Raw genomic sequence first — 17,253 nt, forward strand, 5'->3', positions numbered from 1 at the left:
TGGTCTTGCGACATCATACGGTATTAGCACCCCTTTCGAGGAGTTATTCCGTACCTTTGGGCAGATTCCCACGCGTTACGCACCCGTGCGCCACTAAGGCCGAAGCCTTCGTTCGACTTGCATGTGTTAGGCATGCCGCCAGCGTTCGTTCTGAGCCAGAATCAAACTCTCAAGTTTATGACCGACATGCACGGGGGAATACCCACGCACGCCAGCATCTCCAGGAGCCGCTCCTGCACAAATACATGGTGTGTATAAGGACATAAGGAACGGCTTGAATTTAACCGACCTTCAGACACCCAGAGGTTGCCCAAGACCGGAGCCGCCGCCCACATGTCCCTTCATCAATCCAACAATGAGAAAGAACCGACGCCCCTCCATCCCCGCTTCTCTCGATGCGAGGAGATCGTCTAGCGATCCGGAAGAGCGCAGCAGAAACTCGGTCGAAACCGCGTCACCGCCGCCGGTGAAAACGTCTCTACGGCCGTCTTCCCGAAGCGTCAACAAGCTTTTTCACTTTTTTGTCACGCACGGCCGCAAAGCGCGGGAAACAGCCGTTTCTGGCCAATCCCGGGGCATGCCGAAGGCCGGGCCGATCACCCTGCCCCCCGCTGAAAGCCGCTGCGTGGCGATTCGTTCCCCGGTCTCGCGGCCCTCAGCCCTTCTGAACGCCTGGCCCGCTCGTCCGTTGTCCGACGATGAACACCGCTTCACCAGTGCCCACTTCTCGGCCATGGCGCCCTCGCCGCGTGCTGCTGACCCGGTCGGCACGTGCGTGGCCGCATGCCCGGATCATGGCAGAGCGCGCCGCTGCTGCCGGGGTCGATGTGATCGAACTCCCCGGCGATCGTGTGTTGCTGGATGCGCCCGACGATCCCCGCCGCGCCTATGCCGATGCGAAGACCACCCTAGCGGTCGTCGTCGCGCCTCCCTCCAAGCGGCGCTTCCAACCGATTGCGCCCAGTGCCGACTGGCGGCTCGACCTTGCGGAAGGGTGCCCGGCGCATTGCAGCTACTGCTATCTCGCCGGCTCGCTCAAAGGGCCGCCGATCACGCGCGTCTACGCCAACCTCGACGAGATCCTCGGCGCCGTTCCGGCCTATCTCGGGCAGGGCTCGGTGACCTCGCGCAGTCGTGCGCGGCAGCATGAGGGTACTACCTTCGAGGCGTCCTGCTACACCGATCCCCTCGCGATCGAACCGCTCACCGGTTCGCTGTCCGCCGCGATCGCCTGGTTCGGCCGGCTGGAAGCAAGTGCTCAGCTGCGTTTCACCACCAAGTTCGCCGATGTCGAGCCGCTGCTCGCTTTGCCGCACCATGGCCGCACCCGGATGCGAGCTTCGGTGAACCCGGCTGCCTTTGCCAGGTTCGAGGGTGGCACGGCACCTGTCGCCGCGCGGTTGCGGGCGCTCCGCCAGATGGCGGAGGCGGGCTATCCGGTCGGACTGACGATCGCACCGATCATCGCCGCAGAAGGGTGGGAGACGGCTTACGGTCAGCTCCTCGATGATGCTGCGATGCTGCTAGCGGGCGTCCCCGATCTCACCATCGAACTCATCACCCATCGCTTCAACAGCGGATCGAAAGCCGTGCTCGACAGCTGGTATCCCGGCTCCTCGCTCGACATGAGCGAACGCGATCGCACGACCAAGCGCACCAAGTTCGGCGCCGAGAAGATGGTCTATGACGCGCCGACGATGCGGCGTCTGCGCAGCTTCTTCGAGGATGGGATCGCCGCGCGCCTGCCTGCCGCGCGCATCCTCTACTGGACATGAGCCTGTTCTTCACCGCCGACACGCATTTCGGCGATCACCGCACGATCAACATCCACAAGCGCCCGTTCGCCAACGCGGCAGCGATGGACGCGGTCCTTGTCGAGCGGTGGAATGCTGCAGTCGGACCGGATGACGAGATATGGCACCTCGGCGATGTCGCGCGCCGGGCTGCCGACGTGCCCGGCCTGCTCGCCCGATTGAACGGTCGCAAGCATCTCGTGCGGGGCAACAACGATCCCGACGGCACTGTCGCGGCGGAAGGCTGGGCCAGCGTGCAGGACTATGCCGAACTCGACATTGGCGACCGCAAGCTGGCGCTGTGCCACTATCCCTTCCGCTCCTGGAACGGCCAGGCACGCGGCGCACTCAACCTGCACGGCCACAGTCATGGCCGGCTGAAACCGCTGCCCCGACAGATCGACGTCGGCGTCGATGGGCACGATTTCGCGCCAGTGTCGATCGAAAGGCTGCTGCCCCCCGCCGGCTAGTGATCGGCCGTTACCGCCTCAGCTCCCGCCCGCACCCGCCAGCCGGTCGAGCAGCGTGTCTCCATCGCTGCTCGGCGCGGTAGACCAGCCGAGCCGCGGAATGGTGGCGGTCCGTCGCCCGCGGAAGTCGGTCGAGAACGCAACCAGTTCACGGCTCTCCATATAGCCGAGCATCCGCCGCACCCGCCCGGTCGAGTGCGTGCCGTAGACCAGCGCCACCGCATCGTCCGTCGGGCAAGGCGCACCAAGATGCGCCGCCCGCGCGATCAGCATGAACACGCCGAGCATGTCCTCGGGCACGTCCGCGCTCGCCCGCAGGGCTTCCGCCATCGCGGGTTCGGCCAAATCGGCCGAGAACAGGCCGGCGCGCGCCAGCGCGAGGGCGCGGGAGAAGCCGGCTAGATCGTGCGGCGGCCGCAATGCGCCCTGCATCCGGCAGCGCAGCGTGAAATCCTGATATAGCGCGCTCGCCGGACGGTATCGGGCATCCTCATCCGCGACGATGTCCGCCATCACCGCATCGGCGAGTGCGGCAGCGTCCATCGTCTCCAGCAGGTCGGGCTGCTCGGGCGGGGGCGGCTCGATCGCAGCGGTGGGCAGCCGGCTGAGCAGTTCTTCGACCGGTTCCGCCCGCCGGGGCGCCTGAGCGACCGGAGACGCCACGGGCATTCGCGTCAGCAGCGATTGTCGATCTTCCTCGGTAAAGGTCGGCAGAGGCGACAGCGACGGCGTCGCTCCGCGCGTGCCCGTCTCCACCGTACCGATGCGCATCAGCTTGGGCCGTCTCGCCAGCGCGGGTCCGAGCGCGAGGAACTGCCCGCGCTCCAGATCGCGGATCTGCTCCGCCTGCCGCCGCTCCATGCCCAGCAGGTCGGCGGCGCGCAGCATGTCGATGTCGAGGAAGGTCCGCCCCATCAGGAAGTTCGAGGCTTCGGCCGCCACGTTCTTGGCCAGCTTCGCCAGCCGCTGCGTGGCGATCACGCCGGCCAAGCCGCGCTTGCGCCCACGGCACATCAGGTTGGTCATCGCGCCGAGACTGACCCGGCGCGCCTCGTCGTTCACCTCGCCCGCGGCAGCCGGCGCAAACAGCTGCGCCTCGTCCACCACCACCAGCAAGGGATACCACAGCTCGCGCGGCGCATCGAACAAGCCGTTGAGGAAGGTGCCCGCGCACCGCAGCTGCGCATCGACCTCCAGCCCCTCAAGGTTGAGCACCACGGAAGCGCGCTGCTGCCGCACCCGGGCGGCGACGCCCGCAATCTCGGTCTCGCCATAATCGGCCGCGTCGATGGCGATATGGCCGAAGCGCTCCGCCAGCGTGACGAAGTCGCCCTCCGGATCGATCACCACCTGCTGCACCAAGCCGGCGCATTGCTCCAGCAGCCGCCGCAACAGGTGCGACTTGCCGGATCCCGAATTGCCCTGGACCAGCAGGCGGCTCGCCAGCAATTCCTCGAGGTCGATTGCGGCGCTGGCTCCCTCGTTGGAGGCGCCGAGAACGATATCCGTCATTGCCGCGCTTGCATTCCACCATCGCTTGGCCGGCCGGCACGGGCGGACTCAGCCAAGCCGCGCCGGTCCGATCTGCTCACTAGCACGATGCCACCGCATCCACATCGGCCGCGCCGTACCCGAGTCCCGCGGCCGTCCGGCTGACTACACGGGCACGCCGCCCGAAGAAAGGGTCGGAGCCTTGCCCCACGGACGCCGAAGTCTGCCGGCCTCTCGGACCCGAAACGCCGGTCGTGGGGAGTGCGAAGCGTGCTATCCGGCGCCATGGCCCACCCTCACATCACCGAACTCCGCTTCCCGGACGAGGAGCTTGCCCGCCTCGACTGGCCCCGCGAAACGCTCCGCTTCACGCGCGGCATGGTGTGGTCTGGGCGATCGGCGATCGCGGCCCAAACCTGAAGCTGCCGCTCGCCGTCGATCGCTACGGCCTCGACCATCTCGCTTCGCAGCGCGCTCCGCCCGGTGCGAAGCTGATGCCCTGCCCCACCTTCGGACCGGCTATCGTCAAGCTCCAGGTCGATGGTGATCGCATCAGCGCGACCAGGGTCCTGCCGCTTCTAGACACGACTGGCGCGCCCCTCTCCGGCCTGCCGCCTGCCGGGACGGATGCGCGCGACGCCGAGCCCGCACTCGATCTCGACGGCAACATCCTTCCGCCCGACCCCGGTGGCGCAGATACGGAGGGTGTCGCCCGTGCAGCCGATGGCAGCTTCTGGGTGGGCGACGAATATGGGCCTTCGCTGCTGCACGTCGCCCCTGACGGCCGCGTGCATGCCCGCTGGGTGCCGGCGGGCACGGAAGCGCTATTTGCCGGCGCAGCCTACCCGGTGCTGGGCAGACTCCTCGCACTGGCAGCGCGGCGGCGGCTGAACCGCGGGTTCGAGAGCCTGGCGCTGTCGGACTTTGGCACCCGCCTGCATCTCGCCTTCCAGAGCCCCCTCGCCCACCCGGACGAACGCACCGGCCGGCATGCACGACATGTGCGGCTATGGGCCCTCGATACGGGCACCGGCGCACTGAAGGCGGAGCACCTCTACCCGCTCGATGCGCCCGCCAGCTTCCGGCGCGACAGGGATGCAGGCCCGGTGGAGCGTGCCGACGTGAAGCTGTGCGACATGGCCTGGCTCGGCGATGGCCGGCTGCTGGTGCTGGAGCGCATCTCGGCCACGGCCAAACTCTACCTTGTGACGCTCGATCCGCAGCAGGCCGCAGACCCTGCGCTGAGCAATCCGGCAACACGCCCTTCGGTCGAGGAGATGAGCGCGGCCGACACGCTGTCGGCGACGATCCTCGACAAGCAGCTACTGCTCTCCACCGACGATCATCCGGAGATCGGCCCCGATCTCGAAGGCATCGCGCTGCTCGGCCCGGCGACGCTCCTGCTGGTCAACGACAATGATTTTGGCATCGAAGGCCTCCCCACGCGCTTTTGGCGGATCGACCTGCCGGAGTCTCTCATCCGCCGCTGACCGCCCTAGATCAGTCCACCCAATCCCGCCGCAAGCGTGTGCTGCCCGCCCACATCAGCGCTGCGGCCAGGAGGTAGAAGCCGAGCGAGAAGAGGATCGTGATGCGGAGCGACTCCTCACCGAATCGGGGCGCCAGCCGGTCCGAGACATAGCCGATGAACGGCGCGCCGAGGCCCACACCAATTAGATTGTTGATCAGCAGGAAGCAGGCGGAAGCCGTCGCCCGCGCCGGTGCCGCGACGAGGTGCTGCACCGCGGTCAGGATCGGCGCCAGCCAGATATAGGCAAGCGCCTGCGGCAGGATGAACAGCACGAAGGCCAGCCTTGCGTCGCCCGATTGGATGCCCGCGACGAACATCGGGACGCCGATCAGGAAGGCGATTGCCGGAACGCGCGCGAAGGCCGCACTGTCCCGCGCGCCCAGCCGATCGCCCAGCACCCCGCCCGCCAGCACGCCGACCACCCCGCCGGTCAGCAGCAAACCGCCGAAAAATTGCGACGTCTCGATTAGGTCCAGCCCGAAGGATCGACGCAGCAGCGAGGGCAGCCAGAAAGCAAGGCCATAACCCATCATCGAGCAGCTGCCCGCACCCAGCGACAGCAGCCAGAAGCTCGACTTGCCCCCCAGTTGCCGCAGCACCGCGCCGAAGCGTGGCGCATCGCCGCCGACAAGCCGCACCCGCACGGGCTCGCGCACGCCTAGCCGGAACAACGGCGCAAATACCAGCCCCGCCACGCCGACGGCAATGAACGCCGTCCGCCAGTCCACCGCCGCGGCGACATAGCCGCCGAACAGCACGCCGAGCGCCGAGCCGAGCGGAATGCCGAGCGAGTAGATCGCCAGCGCCCGCGCCCGCTGCCGCGGCGGGAAGGCGTCCGAGATCATCGCATAGGATGGCGCGACCCCGCCCGCCTCACCGATCCCCACGCCCAGGCGGCACCAGAAGAGCTGCCAGAAGCTGCCCGCCAGCCCGCACAATGCGGTGAAGCCGCTCCACACCGCCAGCGCACCCGTAATCACCCACGCCCGGCTGGTGCGATCCGCCAGCCAGGCAAAGGGCACCGCCAAGGTCGAGTAGAGCAAGGCGAAGGCGATCCCGCCCAGCACCCCCAGTTGCGTGTCGGACAGGTTGAGCGATGCCTTGATCGGCAGCGCGAGAATGCCGAGGATCTGCCGGTCGACGAAGTTGAACGTATAGGCGACGAGCAGCAGGATCAGCAGGCGCCAGCGCCCGGGCGCACCCTCGTCTGCTGCCGCTGCTGCTGCCGCCACGATCAGAACTTTACGCCGACAGTGACGAACACCTGCCGCGGATTGCCGTAATAGGCGGTCAGCACGCCCTCCTGCCCCAGCGTGGGCACGAGGCGCCCAGCCGCGTTGCGCAGATACTCGCCCGTGTCCGGGTTCTGGCCGAGGAAGTTGTAGCCGGACACGATATACTTCTTGTTGGTCAGGTTGCGGCCGTGCAGCCCGATGCTGAAGCGATCACCCTTTGCCGTCCAGACGATGTTACCGTCGAGCAAAGCATAGCCCTTCTGGTCGAGACCGGGCGTGCGAAGCTCGAACTGCTGCGTGCGGCTGCGATAGGCCAGCGTGCCGCTCGCGTCGATCGAGCCGCTGCCGACCGGCACCGAGTAGGCGAGCGTGCCGCTTGCCGTCCATTTAGGCGTGTTCTGGAAGGCGCGGCGATCCGCCACGTTGATGCCACGCGCATCGATGAAGCGCTTATATTCGGCATCGATATAGCCCATCGTCCACGACAGGTTCACGCGATCCCCGGCTCCCGCGAGGTCGCGGGCGGCCAGCAGGCTGCCCTCGAATTCGAGGCCCTGGATGCGCGCCTTGCCCGCGTTGGTCGTCACCCCGATGAAGGTCTGTTGGCCGTTGACGAGGGTGCCGACCGAACCCGGCACCTGAACGTCCTTATAGTCTGCGCGGAACGCAGCCAGCGCGATGTTCAGGCGGCGGTCAAACAAAGCGGCCTTGTAGCCGACCTCATAGCTGTCGACCGTCTCGGGATCGAAAGACAGGAAGTCGAACACCTCCTGCGGGGTGCAGACGGCACCCGCAGGCGTGCGGCAGGCGGTCGACTGGCCACGCGGGTCGAAGCCACCGCCCTTGAAGCCCTTGGCATAGCTTGCATAGACGTTGTGATCGGGCGTCGGCTTGAAGCTGACCGAAGCGCGCGGCGTGAACTCCTTAAAGGTCGCCTGGCCGCGGAAGTTCGATGTGGTCGCCGCCAGCACACCGGTGCCGCCGAAGATGGGCGATCCGCCCCCCAGGTAGGTGCGCCGCAGGATCGTGGAATCCCGATCGTCCCACGTGTAGCGGCCGCCGGCGGAGACCGACAACTGCTCGCTCAGATCATAGGTGAAGTCGCCGAAGATGGCGCCGGTGTTGGTCTTAACATTGCCGAAGGTCTGCGCCGTCACGCCGGCGGGCAGCCGCACGTCGAACACCGTGCGCGCCGACGCATCGAGGTAATAGGCGCCAAGCAGGCCCGAGAGCCCGCCCATGTCGACCAGCGCCTGCACCTCCTGGCTGAACTGCTTGTTGTTGTAGAAGGCCGGCACATCGACATCGACCGCCGCCAGCGAGTCGAAGTCGATCGGCGATGCGCTGTCATCCTTGCGATAGGCGGTGATGCTGCGGAAGGTCAGCCAGTCGGTCGGCTTCACCTCCGCAAAGGCGGAAACGCCCCAGGCTTCCACTTCCTGCTTGGGATCGAGCAGGCCAGCGCGCGTGTCGTAGACGTCGTCGAGCGGCGGGATGCCGGTAGCAAGGCCCGGGATCAGGCGGTGCCCGCCGCGGGGCGCGCTCTTGTCCTTGGTGTAATCGCCGGTGATGCGGAGGAAGGCCTCCTTGCTCGGCTCGATCTGAAGCGTGGCCCGCCCAGCCCAGATGTCCTTGTTGTAGTTCTCGTCGCCGGTCGTCAGGTTCTTGCCGAACCCGCCGCGCGACAGCCGGGCCACTGCGCCGCCCAGCTTGATGGTCCCGTTGCCGATCGGCGCGCTGGCGCTCACCACGCCGTCTGCCTGATCGTAGCTTCCATAGGTTGCGCGCGCGCTGATCGTCGGATCGTCGCCCAGCCGCCGGGTCACATATTTCACCGCCCCGCCGATCGTGTTGCGACCATAAAGCGTTCCTTGCGGGCCCCGCAGCACCTCGATCCGCTCGACATCGTAGATGTCGAGCACCGCCGCCTGCGGACGATTGAGGTAGACATCGTCGAGATAGAGGCCGACGCCCGCCTCAAAACCGGCGACGGGATCCTGCTGGCCGACGCCGCGGACGAAAGCGGTGAGCGTCGAGTTGGTGCCGCGCGACACTTCCAGGGTAACGTTGGGCACGACGTTCGACAGATCGGTGATGTCGATGGCGCCACCTCGCGTCAGCGCCTCGCCGGTAAAGGCGGTAATCGCAATCGGCACGTCGCGCAGCGTTTCCTCCCGCCGCCTGGCAGTCACGACGATGTCGCCGCCTTCCGGGATCATCTCCGCTGCGCCTGGCGCGGTGTCCGCGGTTGACGGCTGCGTGTCCTGTGCGAGAGCGGGTGCCGCGAACGCTGCGGTGCTGGCCGCCAGTGCGGCAAGGATGCGGGACAAGCGCGCCATCGAAACCTCTCCTGTTGCGAGCGCCGGCTCCATCGGCTTGCGCTTCGATAAGGCGTCGAATACTGAAACCTGAACCGGTCTTCAACTAGAAAAGCCGGGAGGAGGAGAGAGAATGACCGACCCGGCCGAACCCGATGCCAAGACACCCAAGACGGCGCGGGGTCAGCGCACACTGCGCGCTCTGCTCGACGCCGCAACGGAGGAATTCGCGCAGAAGGGTTTCCACGACGCGGCGATCAGCGAAATAACGAAGCGTGCGGGTGTCGCGATCGGCAGCTTCTACACCTACTTCGACAGCAAGGAGGCGATCTTCACCGCCTTGGTCCGCGACCTGTCCGAGCGGGTGCGCGGCGACGTTGCCCCTGCCCTTCGCGCCGCGCCCGATCCGATCGCCAGGGAGCGCGCCGGCCAGCGCGCCTATCTCGAGTTTGTCGGCGCACATCGCGAAATATACCGCATCGTCGATCAGGCGGAGTTCGTCGCACCCGAAAGCTACCGCGCGCATTACGAGACCACCGCCGGGCGCATCGCCACGCGATTGGAGGAGGCGCGCCAAAGCGGTGACATCAGCGACGGCGATGCCGAAATTCGCGCCTGGGCCATCATGGGCATGAACGTGTTTCTCGGCCTGCGCTTCGGCGTCTGGTCGGACGATGCCGATTTCGACAAGGTGGCGGCGGTCGGCGGCGACCTAATCGCCTTCGGCCTCTCACCCGATCGGGCCTGACCCATTAGCTGATGAGGATGCTGCCACTCGGCTTCATAACTCGTGATCAGGCGACCGAGGCTGCCTTCCTCACGCACTTCGCTCGGACGGCCTGATCCCTGTCCGGAAATGCCGCTCCGGCGTGCCTGACTCTCCTGCAGGCCGGCGCTACCCTTTGTTAAGTGCTTGTTTGTTAACGTCTTGGCTGCGCTTCCAGCAACAGCAAAATGGCCGGGGACGGGAGATGGGACGATTGGGGCCGCCGGTATCGGCACTGGGGACGGGCGATCCGTCCACCGCCGATCCGCTCGACCCTCTCGCCGCTCGCGACCTTGCGGAGCGGCTGCGCACTGAACTCGCAGGCTGGCAGGGCACGCCCGATCTCGATCTCGGCGCGGTCCTTGGCCAGGCGAATGTCGGCCTGCTCCATCGCGATCTGCGCGGGCGCGTGATCTCGGTCAACGATCGCTTCTGCGACCTGGTCGGCCGCACGGCAGAGCAACTGTTCGGCCTGCACATGTCGGCGTTCATCCACCCGGACGACCTCGACCGCAGCCAGACCCGCTTTCAGGGGCATCTCGCCCGCGCTGAGCCCTTCTGCACCGAAGCACGCTATGTGCGCCCAGACGGGACCTTCCGGTTGTGCGAGATCCACATCGCGTTCGTCGGCGCACCGGGCAAGGTCGACTCGCTCGTCGCCGTCGCGCTGGACATCACGGCTCAGCGCATGGCCGAGCAAAAGCTGCGGGAGAGCGAGGAGCATTACCGGAACACGGTGGAGCTCGCCGCACAGATCAACTGGACCGCCGACCCGACCGGACGCATCATCGAAGTTGGCCCGCGCTGGCAGCAGGTAACCGGGCTGACCCTGGCGGAAACGCTTGGCAACGGCTGGGTGCACGCCCTGAAGGAGCGGGACGTCCGGCCCACGCTCACCGCCTGGAAGGTGGCGCTCAAGACCGGAACGCCGATCGATATCGAATATCGCGTACGCATGACCTCGGGCGGCTATCGCTGGTTCCGCTCCCGCGCCGCCCCCCGCTTCGACGATCATGGCCAGATCCTGCGCTGGTACGGCACGCTCGAGGATATCGACGATCGCAAGCAGGCAGAACATGCGCTGCGGGAAAGCGAGGAACGGTTCCGGCTGGCGGCGCATGCTGCTGGGCTCGGCATCTGGGACCTTGACGCCACGCGCGACCATCGCGAGTGGTCTGACGAGTTCAAGGACATGCTGGGCCTGCCGCGCGACACGGCGGCCACCGTTGAGACGGCGCTGAGCCTCGTTGTGCCTGAGGACCGCCACAAGCTTCAGGCGCTGGTCGAAGCGGTGAAGGCGGGAGACAGCGCACAACGTTTCGAAGTGCTGCTCCGGATCCGTCGCGCGGATACGGGCGCCGAGCGCTGGATGCAGACCAGCGGCTGGCGGATCGAGGCACCCGGCAAGCGGCTCGAACGCGTGCTGGTCACCGTCCGCGACGTGACCGAGGAGCGCACCGCCGAACATCGCATTCGCTGGGCGGCCAATCACGACAGCCTGACCGAGCTGCCGAACCGCGGCTACTTCACCGAACAGCTCGAAGCCGCCATCGCGCGTGCCGCCGCGCAGGATGCTCGGCTGACGCTGGTGCTGCTCGATGTCGATCACCTGAAGGAAACCAACGACACGATCGGCCACGATGCCGGCGACAGGCTGTTGCAGGCTTTTGCGCAGCGGCTGAGCGAGGGACTGGACGGCGCCTGCGTCGGTCGGCTCGGCGGTGACGAGTTTGCCGCCTTTCTTGAGGTCCGATACGAGGCGGAGGCGGTCGAGCGCGTGAGCGAGGCGCTGCACAGCAGCCGCCGCAGCGTTCTCTACGAAGGCATAAGGCTGGACTGTCATGCGACGGCGGGCGCGGCCACCTTCCCGCTAGACGGCAAGACCGCGGCGGAGCTGCTGAAGGCGGCGGACATCGCGCTCTATCACGGCAAATCGCGCGATCGCGGCCGGCTGTCCTGCTTCAGGTCCGAGATGCGCAACGACATGCAGCGCCGCTCGTCCATGCTTGCCGTCGCGCGTGCCGTGCTCCGCGACGATGCCCTCCTGCCCTTCTATCAGCCGAAAGTAGCGCTGGCCGATGAGCGGATCGTGGGGTTCGAAGCCCTGCTCCGCTGGCGCGATGCCACGCACGGGATCCAGGGTCCGGCGGCACTCTCGGCCGCGTTCGACGATCTGGAGCTTGCCTCGCTGATCGCGGAGAGGATGCTGGATCGGATCTGCGGTGACCTGCGCGACTGGCTGGACAAGGGGCTGGATGTCGGACGCGTCGCCGTCAACCTGTCTCCCGCCGAGTTTCGCCGTGCCGATCTGTTCGACCGGTTCATGGATCGCCTCCGGTCCGCCGGCATCCCGCCCTCCATGCTTGAGCTTGAAGTCACCGAAACGGTGTTTCTCGGCCGCAGCGCCGAAGCGGTAGCAGGCCAGCTATGCGCCTTTCACCGCGAAGGCGTCCGCATTGCACTCGACGATTTCGGCACGGGTTACGCGTCGCTGACCCATCTCCAAGCCTTTCCGGTGGACGTTATCAAGATCGATCGCAGCTTCGTGGCGGATCTGTCGGAGAGTTCCGGCAATGGCGCGATCGTCGATGCGGTCATCGGATTGGCCAGCCGCCTCGGCATGGAGGTGGTCGCCGAGGGTATCGAGACACGGGATCAGGCCGCCTATCTCGCGGCGCACGGCTGCGTTTACGGCCAGGGTTATCTGTTCGGGAAAGCCGTGAGCAGCAGCGACGTCGAGAATATGCTACGCACCCGGCGCAGCCGACAAGGCTGACCCGCCAGCCGGTCTGCCCCACCGACGCGGAGTAAGCGCGCAAGTTGCAGGTTTCTCCGCCGGCCGCGGCAAAGCGGGCCGAATGGTTGCCAATCATTAGCACATTTTCTCTAGCGTAGGTGGCGGGCAGATCGGCGGTGGGGTCCCGCAAGCGTGGTATCGAAGTTCAGCAAGTTTTGGCTTGCATTGCTGTTGCTCTGTCTCGGCTTCGCGCCTCAGGCTGCCTCGGCAACCGGCATCGATCTGCGCCAGCTTGCCTGCACGGCTGTGCTTGCGGACACGGCACCTGATCACGCGGTGATGTCTGCCCGCTACCGCTGCGGCGACGAGGCGGCAACCGCCACCCCCGACTGGCTCTGGCTACGACTCGACGCCACGCGCCTGCGCCATCTTCCGGCCAATTGGACGTTGCTGGTGGATCAGACCCGGTTCGACCGGATCGCGATCATCGTCGCAACCCGCAGCGGCACCGTCCGCCATGCCCATCTGCCATCCGACCTCGACCGGCACTGGACGCCCGGCGGCCTGCTGAACTTCTCGATCCAGTCCCCTGGCCGCGACATACAAGGCCTCTATCTCGGCTTCCGCAACATCGACGACCTTACGCTGATGCGGAAGATCGTCGCCGCACCTAGTTCCGCCGCGGCCGCCAACGATGCCAAATGGCTGCTGTTGATGGGGCTGTTCACGGGAATCCTGCTGTCGGCTCTGCTCTACAATCTGGTCATCCACACCGGACAGCGGCCAGCCTTTCAGCGCTGGTATCTGCTGTGGGTCAGCGTCGCGCTCGCCTACGGTCTGGTCTGGACGAACATGGCCGCGTTTGTCGTGCCGGGTCTCGTCGGGCCCTCGGCGGTGCGGCTCGATTTCGTGCTCGTCGGCCTGATGGTCGCGGCGGGCAACATGTTCTTCTTCGCCGTGATCGAGCAGGGCGTCCTGCCCCGCCGGCTCGTCCTCGCGGGTCGATCGCTGGCGGCGGCAGGCGCCGTGCTCGGCTTCATGGCAGCGGCCGATCGCTGGCTGCCGGCGGTTCTGACCGATCGATTGCTCAACTACGTTATCGCCGGCACCGCTCTCGTCGTTGCGGCATCCTGCTGGATCGCCGTCCGGCGCGGCAGTCGCGTCGTATGGTTCTACATGGTCGGCTGGGGCCCCGTCATCTGCGTCTTCCTGGCCCGGCTGGCGCGCAATCTCGGCTTCGTGCCGCAGAACGACCTCGTCGATATGGGGACGTTCGCAACGCTCGCCTTCGAGGCGCTGGTCCTGTCGCTCGCCATTGCCGATCGCTTCCGCCTCATCCGGCAGGAACTCGACGTGGCCCGCCAGCGCCGCGAGATCGACATCGCCGAGGCCAAGACCCTGCGCCTTGCCGCGCATACCGATTTCCTCACCGGCCTCGCCAATCGTGCCGGCTTCCAGGACAGCGCGCACGCCCTCATCTCGAGCCGCACGCCGTTCAGCCTGTTCCTGATCGATGTCGACTTCCTCAAGGATGCGAACGATCAGCTCGGCCATGACGGGGGTGACGCCCTGCTCCGCGCTGTCGGTCTGGCGCTTTCGGGCGCAGCGGAGCAGCTGCCCGGAGCGCGCGTCGCGCGGATCGGCGGGGACGAGTTTGCGATCCTGTGCCCGGGTCATCAGGCCTCGGAGGAGGCGTTGGCCGAAGGGCTCGCCGCGCTTCAGGGCGAGACGTGGCGCCATGCCGACCAGAACCGCACGATCTCGCTGAGCATCGGATCGGCCCGCTATCCGGACGATGCCGACGCCCTCGATCTCATGGTCCAGAATGCGGACCTTGCCCTCTACACCGCCAAGCGCCTCGGCCGTGCACGCCACTGCCGCTACGATCCGCTGCAGCGAGCGTTGCGTGACCTGCAGGTCGAGTTCACCGGGGACGCCGATGCCGCGCTCGAGCGCGGGGAGTTCCAGCTGTACCTGCAGCCCATCGTCTCGCTCGCGACCGAAAGCCTCTGCGGCTACGAGGCGCTGTTGCGCTGGAATCATCCCCGTCACGGGCTGATGACGCCGGATCGCTTTGCCGATGTGCTGGTCGCCGAACGCATCGGACTGCGCATCCAGGAACACGTGCTCGAACTGGCACTTCTGCAGCTGCGCGAGCATGGCGACCGGATCGGCGTACTCAGCGTTAATTTCACGTCGGCCCAGCTGGCCGGGCCGCGCGCCGCCAAGCGCGTGCTCGATCGGCTGGCGCATCATGGGCTGCCCGCCTCATCGCTGTGCGTCGAGATCACCGAAGGCGTGATGCTCGATCGGGCGTCGGACAGCATCCTCGCCAATCTGCGGATGCTGCACGATGCCGGCGTGTGCATCGCCCTCGACGATTTCGGGACCGGCTATGCCTCGCTCGTGCATCTCCGCCAGCTGCCCGTCGATCGCATCAAGATCGATCGGTCCTTTGTCGCCGGCATCGATCAGGCCAATGGGGGAACGATGGCCATCGTCCGCGCGATCGTCGGCCTTGGCCGCGGATTGGGCAAAGTCGTCGTCGCCGAGGGCATCGAGACGGAGGCGCAAGGCCTGCGGCTGCGCCAACTCGGCTGCCAGCTCGGCCAGGGCTATCTCTACGGCCGCCCGTCGCCGAGGTTGCTGCAGAGCGACGCACCGAGTGCCGCCGAGGTCCGGCCGCGCAACACCGCAGGCCAGGTTAGATCCTTCGTTGTCGCGCACTAGCCGGAAGTGCGATCTGGTTCGGGTAGATCTCGTATCGCAGCAGGTCCAGCCTGTGCGCACGTGATCAGGACCTCAGACGATTACAGCTTGGCTTGCCAACTCGCCTAAGCGAGGAAGGGTCATGAGCAACACGCCCCCTCCCCCGCCCAGCGGCACCAGCATCTCTGTCTCCCGGGGGTTTGCGGGTTGGCTTGACTCGCAGCGTGTCAGCCTCGCCTTCACCTCGTACCAGACCGGGCAATTGTTCCTCGTCGGCCTGCTGCCGACCGGCAGCGTCTCCTTCAACCAGCAGAATTTCACCCGCGCCATGGGGATCTGCCGCGACGGGGATCGCCTCTGGCTCGGATCGCTCTTCCAGCTATGGCGCCTAGAAAACATGCTGCGTTCGGGCGAGCAGGCGAATGGATCGTTCGACGCGGTGTTCGTACCGCGCGAGGGCCGCACCACCGGCGACATCGACATTCATGAGATCGGCGTTCTTGCCGATGGCCAGCCGATCTTCGTCAACACAAAGCATAGCTGCCTCGCCACGCTCGATCCGGTGCACAGCTTCCGCCCTTATTGGCGCCCACCATTCATTTCTAAGCTCGCTGCCGAGGATCGCTGCCATCTGAACGGCCTGGCGATGGAGGATGGCCGCCCCGCTTACGTCACCGCGGTCAGTCAGTCGGACGTGCTGAACGGCTGGCGCGCCCGGCGCGACAAGGGTGGCGTGATCGTCGACGTGGCGAGTGGGGAGATCGTGACGGATCAGCTGTCCATGCCCCACAGCCCCCGCATCGCAAATGGCAAGCTCTACGCGCTGGACAGCGGGCGCGGCCAACTCATCAGCGTCAACCGCGAGAGCGGCGCAAAGGAGGACATCGCCTTCTGCCCCGGCTTCCTGCGCGGTCTGTCCATCCACAACGGCTTCGCGATCGTCACCGCATCCAAGCCGCGCGACGGCAGCTTCAAGGAGCTGGCGCTGGAGCAAGAGATCGCGCGTCGAGACGGTGAGCCTTGGTGCGGCGTCTTCGTGATCGACCTGCGGACTGGCGACCTTGCTGAGTGGATCCGCCTCGAGGGCGATATCGCCGAACTGTTCGACGTTGCTGTGTTACCAAATGTTGCCTGCCCGATGTCGCTGGGTGTCGAGACGGTGGAGATCCAGCAGACGATCTCCATCGGAAAAGGCGACATATGTTGAAGTTGCGGATTTGTTTCATCGTCTCGAAAAAAGAAAGTTGTTTACCCCGCAATTTGTGTGACTAACCAACCACCCGCGACTTTCGGCCACAGGGGGCCGGGGCGTGGGAGGGTGTCTCATGAATACGTTCGCCGAAGCTCGTCATGGCGGGTCCCTTCAGCTTGAGCGACACTCCCCGGCGCACAGCAAGGCTCGGCTCGCAGGCGGCACGGCGTTCGCCAGCCTGGTCGGCAGCCTACTGCTGCTGACGCCTGGAACGGCGCTTGCAGCGGACGAATGCGGCGCTGCCACGAACGGCACGGTGACCTGCACTGCGGCGGGCAACCCCTACGCTGCCGGCATCACATACGCACAGCCGGACAGCCTCACAGTCAATACCGCCCCGGATGTGGTGGTGAGCGGACCGGTGAGCATCTCGGGCGCTGGCAGCAACCAGTTCAACAATGCCGGCACGGTCAGCACCGCCAGCAACTACACCAACGCTGTCAATGTGACGGGTGACGGCGGCGCCACGGTCTCCAGCACCGGCGCGCTTTCCACTAGCGGCAATTTCGGCAACGTCGTTCGTGCGGCTTCTGACAACGATGTCAACGTCAGCACCGGAACCGTAACCAACACCGGCGCCGGCGGCCGCGGCATCGGCGCCTATTCACGCAATGGTGTCGCGCAGGTGACGACGACGGGCCTGACCTCGACGCAGGGTTTCGGCGCGGTCGGCATCATCACCAGCGGTCGTGATACGACGATCAACACGGCGGGTGTCAGCACCGTTGGCGGTTCGTCCGGTGGTGTGAACGCGAGTGCAGCCAACAACGCGACCGTCACCGTCTCCGGCCCGATCACCACGCAGGGTGCCGGCAGCATCGGCGTGACCGCGTTCGGCACCAACGTGACGACGGTCAACAACGGCTCGATCGCGACCGCGGGCGACAATGCGTTCGGCCTCAACCTGTCGGGTGCGACGGTGACGGCCTCGGGCCCTGGCTCGATCTCGAC

Annotated in this window: 11 protein-coding genes and 1 rRNA gene (1 of these 12 running past the window's edge); 8 read left to right on the plus strand and 4 right to left on the minus strand. The window is 66.4% G+C overall.

Going from position 1 to position 17,253, the window contains the following annotated elements; all coding sequences use genetic code 11:
* Window positions 1–177: ribosomal RNA gene (locus BM360_RS19060) — 16S ribosomal RNA — on the minus strand; it reaches 1,310 nt to the left of the window's first position.
* A gap of 617 nt (window positions 178–794) precedes the next feature.
* Here BM360_RS19060 and BM360_RS19065 point away from each other — a divergent pair.
* Together BM360_RS19065 and BM360_RS19070 are read left to right on the plus strand one after the other, a co-directional pair.
* Entirely contained in the window at window positions 795–1,775 is a 981-nt protein-coding gene (locus BM360_RS19065; RefSeq protein WP_242653591.1) for an SPL family radical SAM protein, read from the plus strand.
* Window positions 1,772–2,263, plus strand: a complete 492-nt coding sequence (locus BM360_RS19070; RefSeq protein ID WP_093317505.1) for a metallophosphoesterase family protein — start codon at window positions 1,772–1,774, stop codon at window positions 2,261–2,263. Before BM360_RS19065 ends, BM360_RS19070 begins: the two co-directional genes overlap by 4 nt.
* 18 nt (window positions 2,264–2,281) lie before the next feature.
* Here the strand turns inward: BM360_RS19070 and BM360_RS19075 are convergent, their stop codons facing one another.
* Window positions 2,282–3,775, minus strand: a complete 1,494-nt coding sequence (locus BM360_RS19075) for a helicase HerA domain-containing protein (protein ID WP_093317508.1) — start codon at window positions 3,773–3,775, stop codon at window positions 2,282–2,284.
* A gap of 362 nt (window positions 3,776–4,137) precedes the next feature.
* Here BM360_RS19075 and BM360_RS19080 point away from each other — a divergent pair, with 362 nt between their 5' ends.
* Window positions 4,138–5,244 (plus strand): esterase-like activity of phytase family protein, encoded by a 1,107-nt coding sequence (locus BM360_RS19080; RefSeq protein WP_165611377.1) that lies wholly within the window; start codon window positions 4,138–4,140, stop codon window positions 5,242–5,244.
* 10 nt (window positions 5,245–5,254) lie between these two features.
* Here the strand turns inward: BM360_RS19080 and BM360_RS19085 are convergent, their stop codons facing one another.
* Both BM360_RS19085 and BM360_RS19090 read right to left on the minus strand, forming a co-directional pair.
* Window positions 5,255–6,520 (minus strand): spinster family MFS transporter, encoded by a 1,266-nt coding sequence (locus BM360_RS19085; RefSeq protein WP_423228925.1) that lies wholly within the window; start codon window positions 6,518–6,520, stop codon window positions 5,255–5,257.
* Entirely contained in the window at window positions 6,520–8,859 is a 2,340-nt protein-coding gene (locus BM360_RS19090) for a TonB-dependent receptor (RefSeq protein ID WP_093317514.1), read from the minus strand. The genes BM360_RS19085 and BM360_RS19090 overlap by 1 nt, the downstream gene beginning before the upstream one ends.
* A gap of 112 nt (window positions 8,860–8,971) precedes the next feature.
* Between BM360_RS19090 and BM360_RS19095 the strand changes: the two genes are divergently transcribed.
* The 5 genes from BM360_RS19095 to BM360_RS19115 all read left to right on the plus strand — a co-directional run.
* On the plus strand, window positions 8,972–9,586 hold the full coding sequence (locus tag BM360_RS19095; protein WP_093317517.1) for a TetR/AcrR family transcriptional regulator: 615 nt from the start codon (window positions 8,972–8,974) through the stop codon (window positions 9,584–9,586).
* Window positions 9,587–9,809: 223 nt separating this feature from the next.
* Window positions 9,810–12,380 (plus strand): sensor domain-containing protein, encoded by a 2,571-nt coding sequence (locus BM360_RS19100; RefSeq protein WP_093317519.1) that lies wholly within the window; start codon window positions 9,810–9,812, stop codon window positions 12,378–12,380.
* Between the two features lie 300 nt (window positions 12,381–12,680).
* A complete protein-coding gene (locus BM360_RS19105) occupies window positions 12,681–15,071 on the plus strand; it encodes a putative bifunctional diguanylate cyclase/phosphodiesterase (protein WP_242653593.1) in 2,391 nt (796 codons plus the stop codon).
* Window positions 15,072–15,192: 121 nt separating this feature from the next.
* The gene (locus tag BM360_RS19110) at window positions 15,193–16,257 is read left to right on the plus strand and encodes a TIGR03032 family protein (RefSeq protein WP_093317523.1); all 1,065 of its coding nucleotides are present in this window, start codon (window positions 15,193–15,195) and stop codon (window positions 16,255–16,257) included.
* 118 nt (window positions 16,258–16,375) lie between these two features.
* The coding region (locus BM360_RS19115) for a hypothetical protein (RefSeq protein ID WP_131819310.1) at window positions 16,376–17,253 on the plus strand (878 nt) is incomplete at its 3' end.

Source organism: Sphingomonas jatrophae (assembly GCF_900113315.1).
Classification (GTDB): domain Bacteria; phylum Pseudomonadota; class Alphaproteobacteria; order Sphingomonadales; family Sphingomonadaceae; genus Sphingomonas_P; species Sphingomonas_P jatrophae.

Bases quoted from the DNA above. Each gene is read 5' to 3' on its own strand.
- BM360_RS19095 (WP_093317517.1), top strand. From the start codon at position 8,972: ATGACCGACCCGGCCGAACCCGATGCCAAGACACCCAAGACGGCGCGG.
- BM360_RS19070 (WP_093317505.1), top strand. From the start codon at position 1,772: ATGAGCCTGTTCTTCACCGCCGACACGCATTTCGGCGATCACCGCACG.
- BM360_RS19105 (WP_242653593.1), top strand. From the start codon at position 12,681: ATGTCTGCCCGCTACCGCTGCGGCGACGAGGCGGCAACCGCCACCCCC.
- BM360_RS19075 (WP_093317508.1), bottom strand. From the start codon at position 3,775: ATGACGGATATCGTTCTCGGCGCCTCCAACGAGGGAGCCAGCGCCGCA.
- BM360_RS19065 (WP_242653591.1), top strand. From the start codon at position 795: ATGGCAGAGCGCGCCGCTGCTGCCGGGGTCGATGTGATCGAACTCCCC.
- BM360_RS19090 (WP_093317514.1), bottom strand. From the start codon at position 8,859: ATGGCGCGCTTGTCCCGCATCCTTGCCGCACTGGCGGCCAGCACCGCA.
- BM360_RS19100 (WP_093317519.1), top strand. From the start codon at position 9,810: ATGGGACGATTGGGGCCGCCGGTATCGGCACTGGGGACGGGCGATCCG.
- BM360_RS19110 (WP_093317523.1), top strand. From the start codon at position 15,193: ATGAGCAACACGCCCCCTCCCCCGCCCAGCGGCACCAGCATCTCTGTC.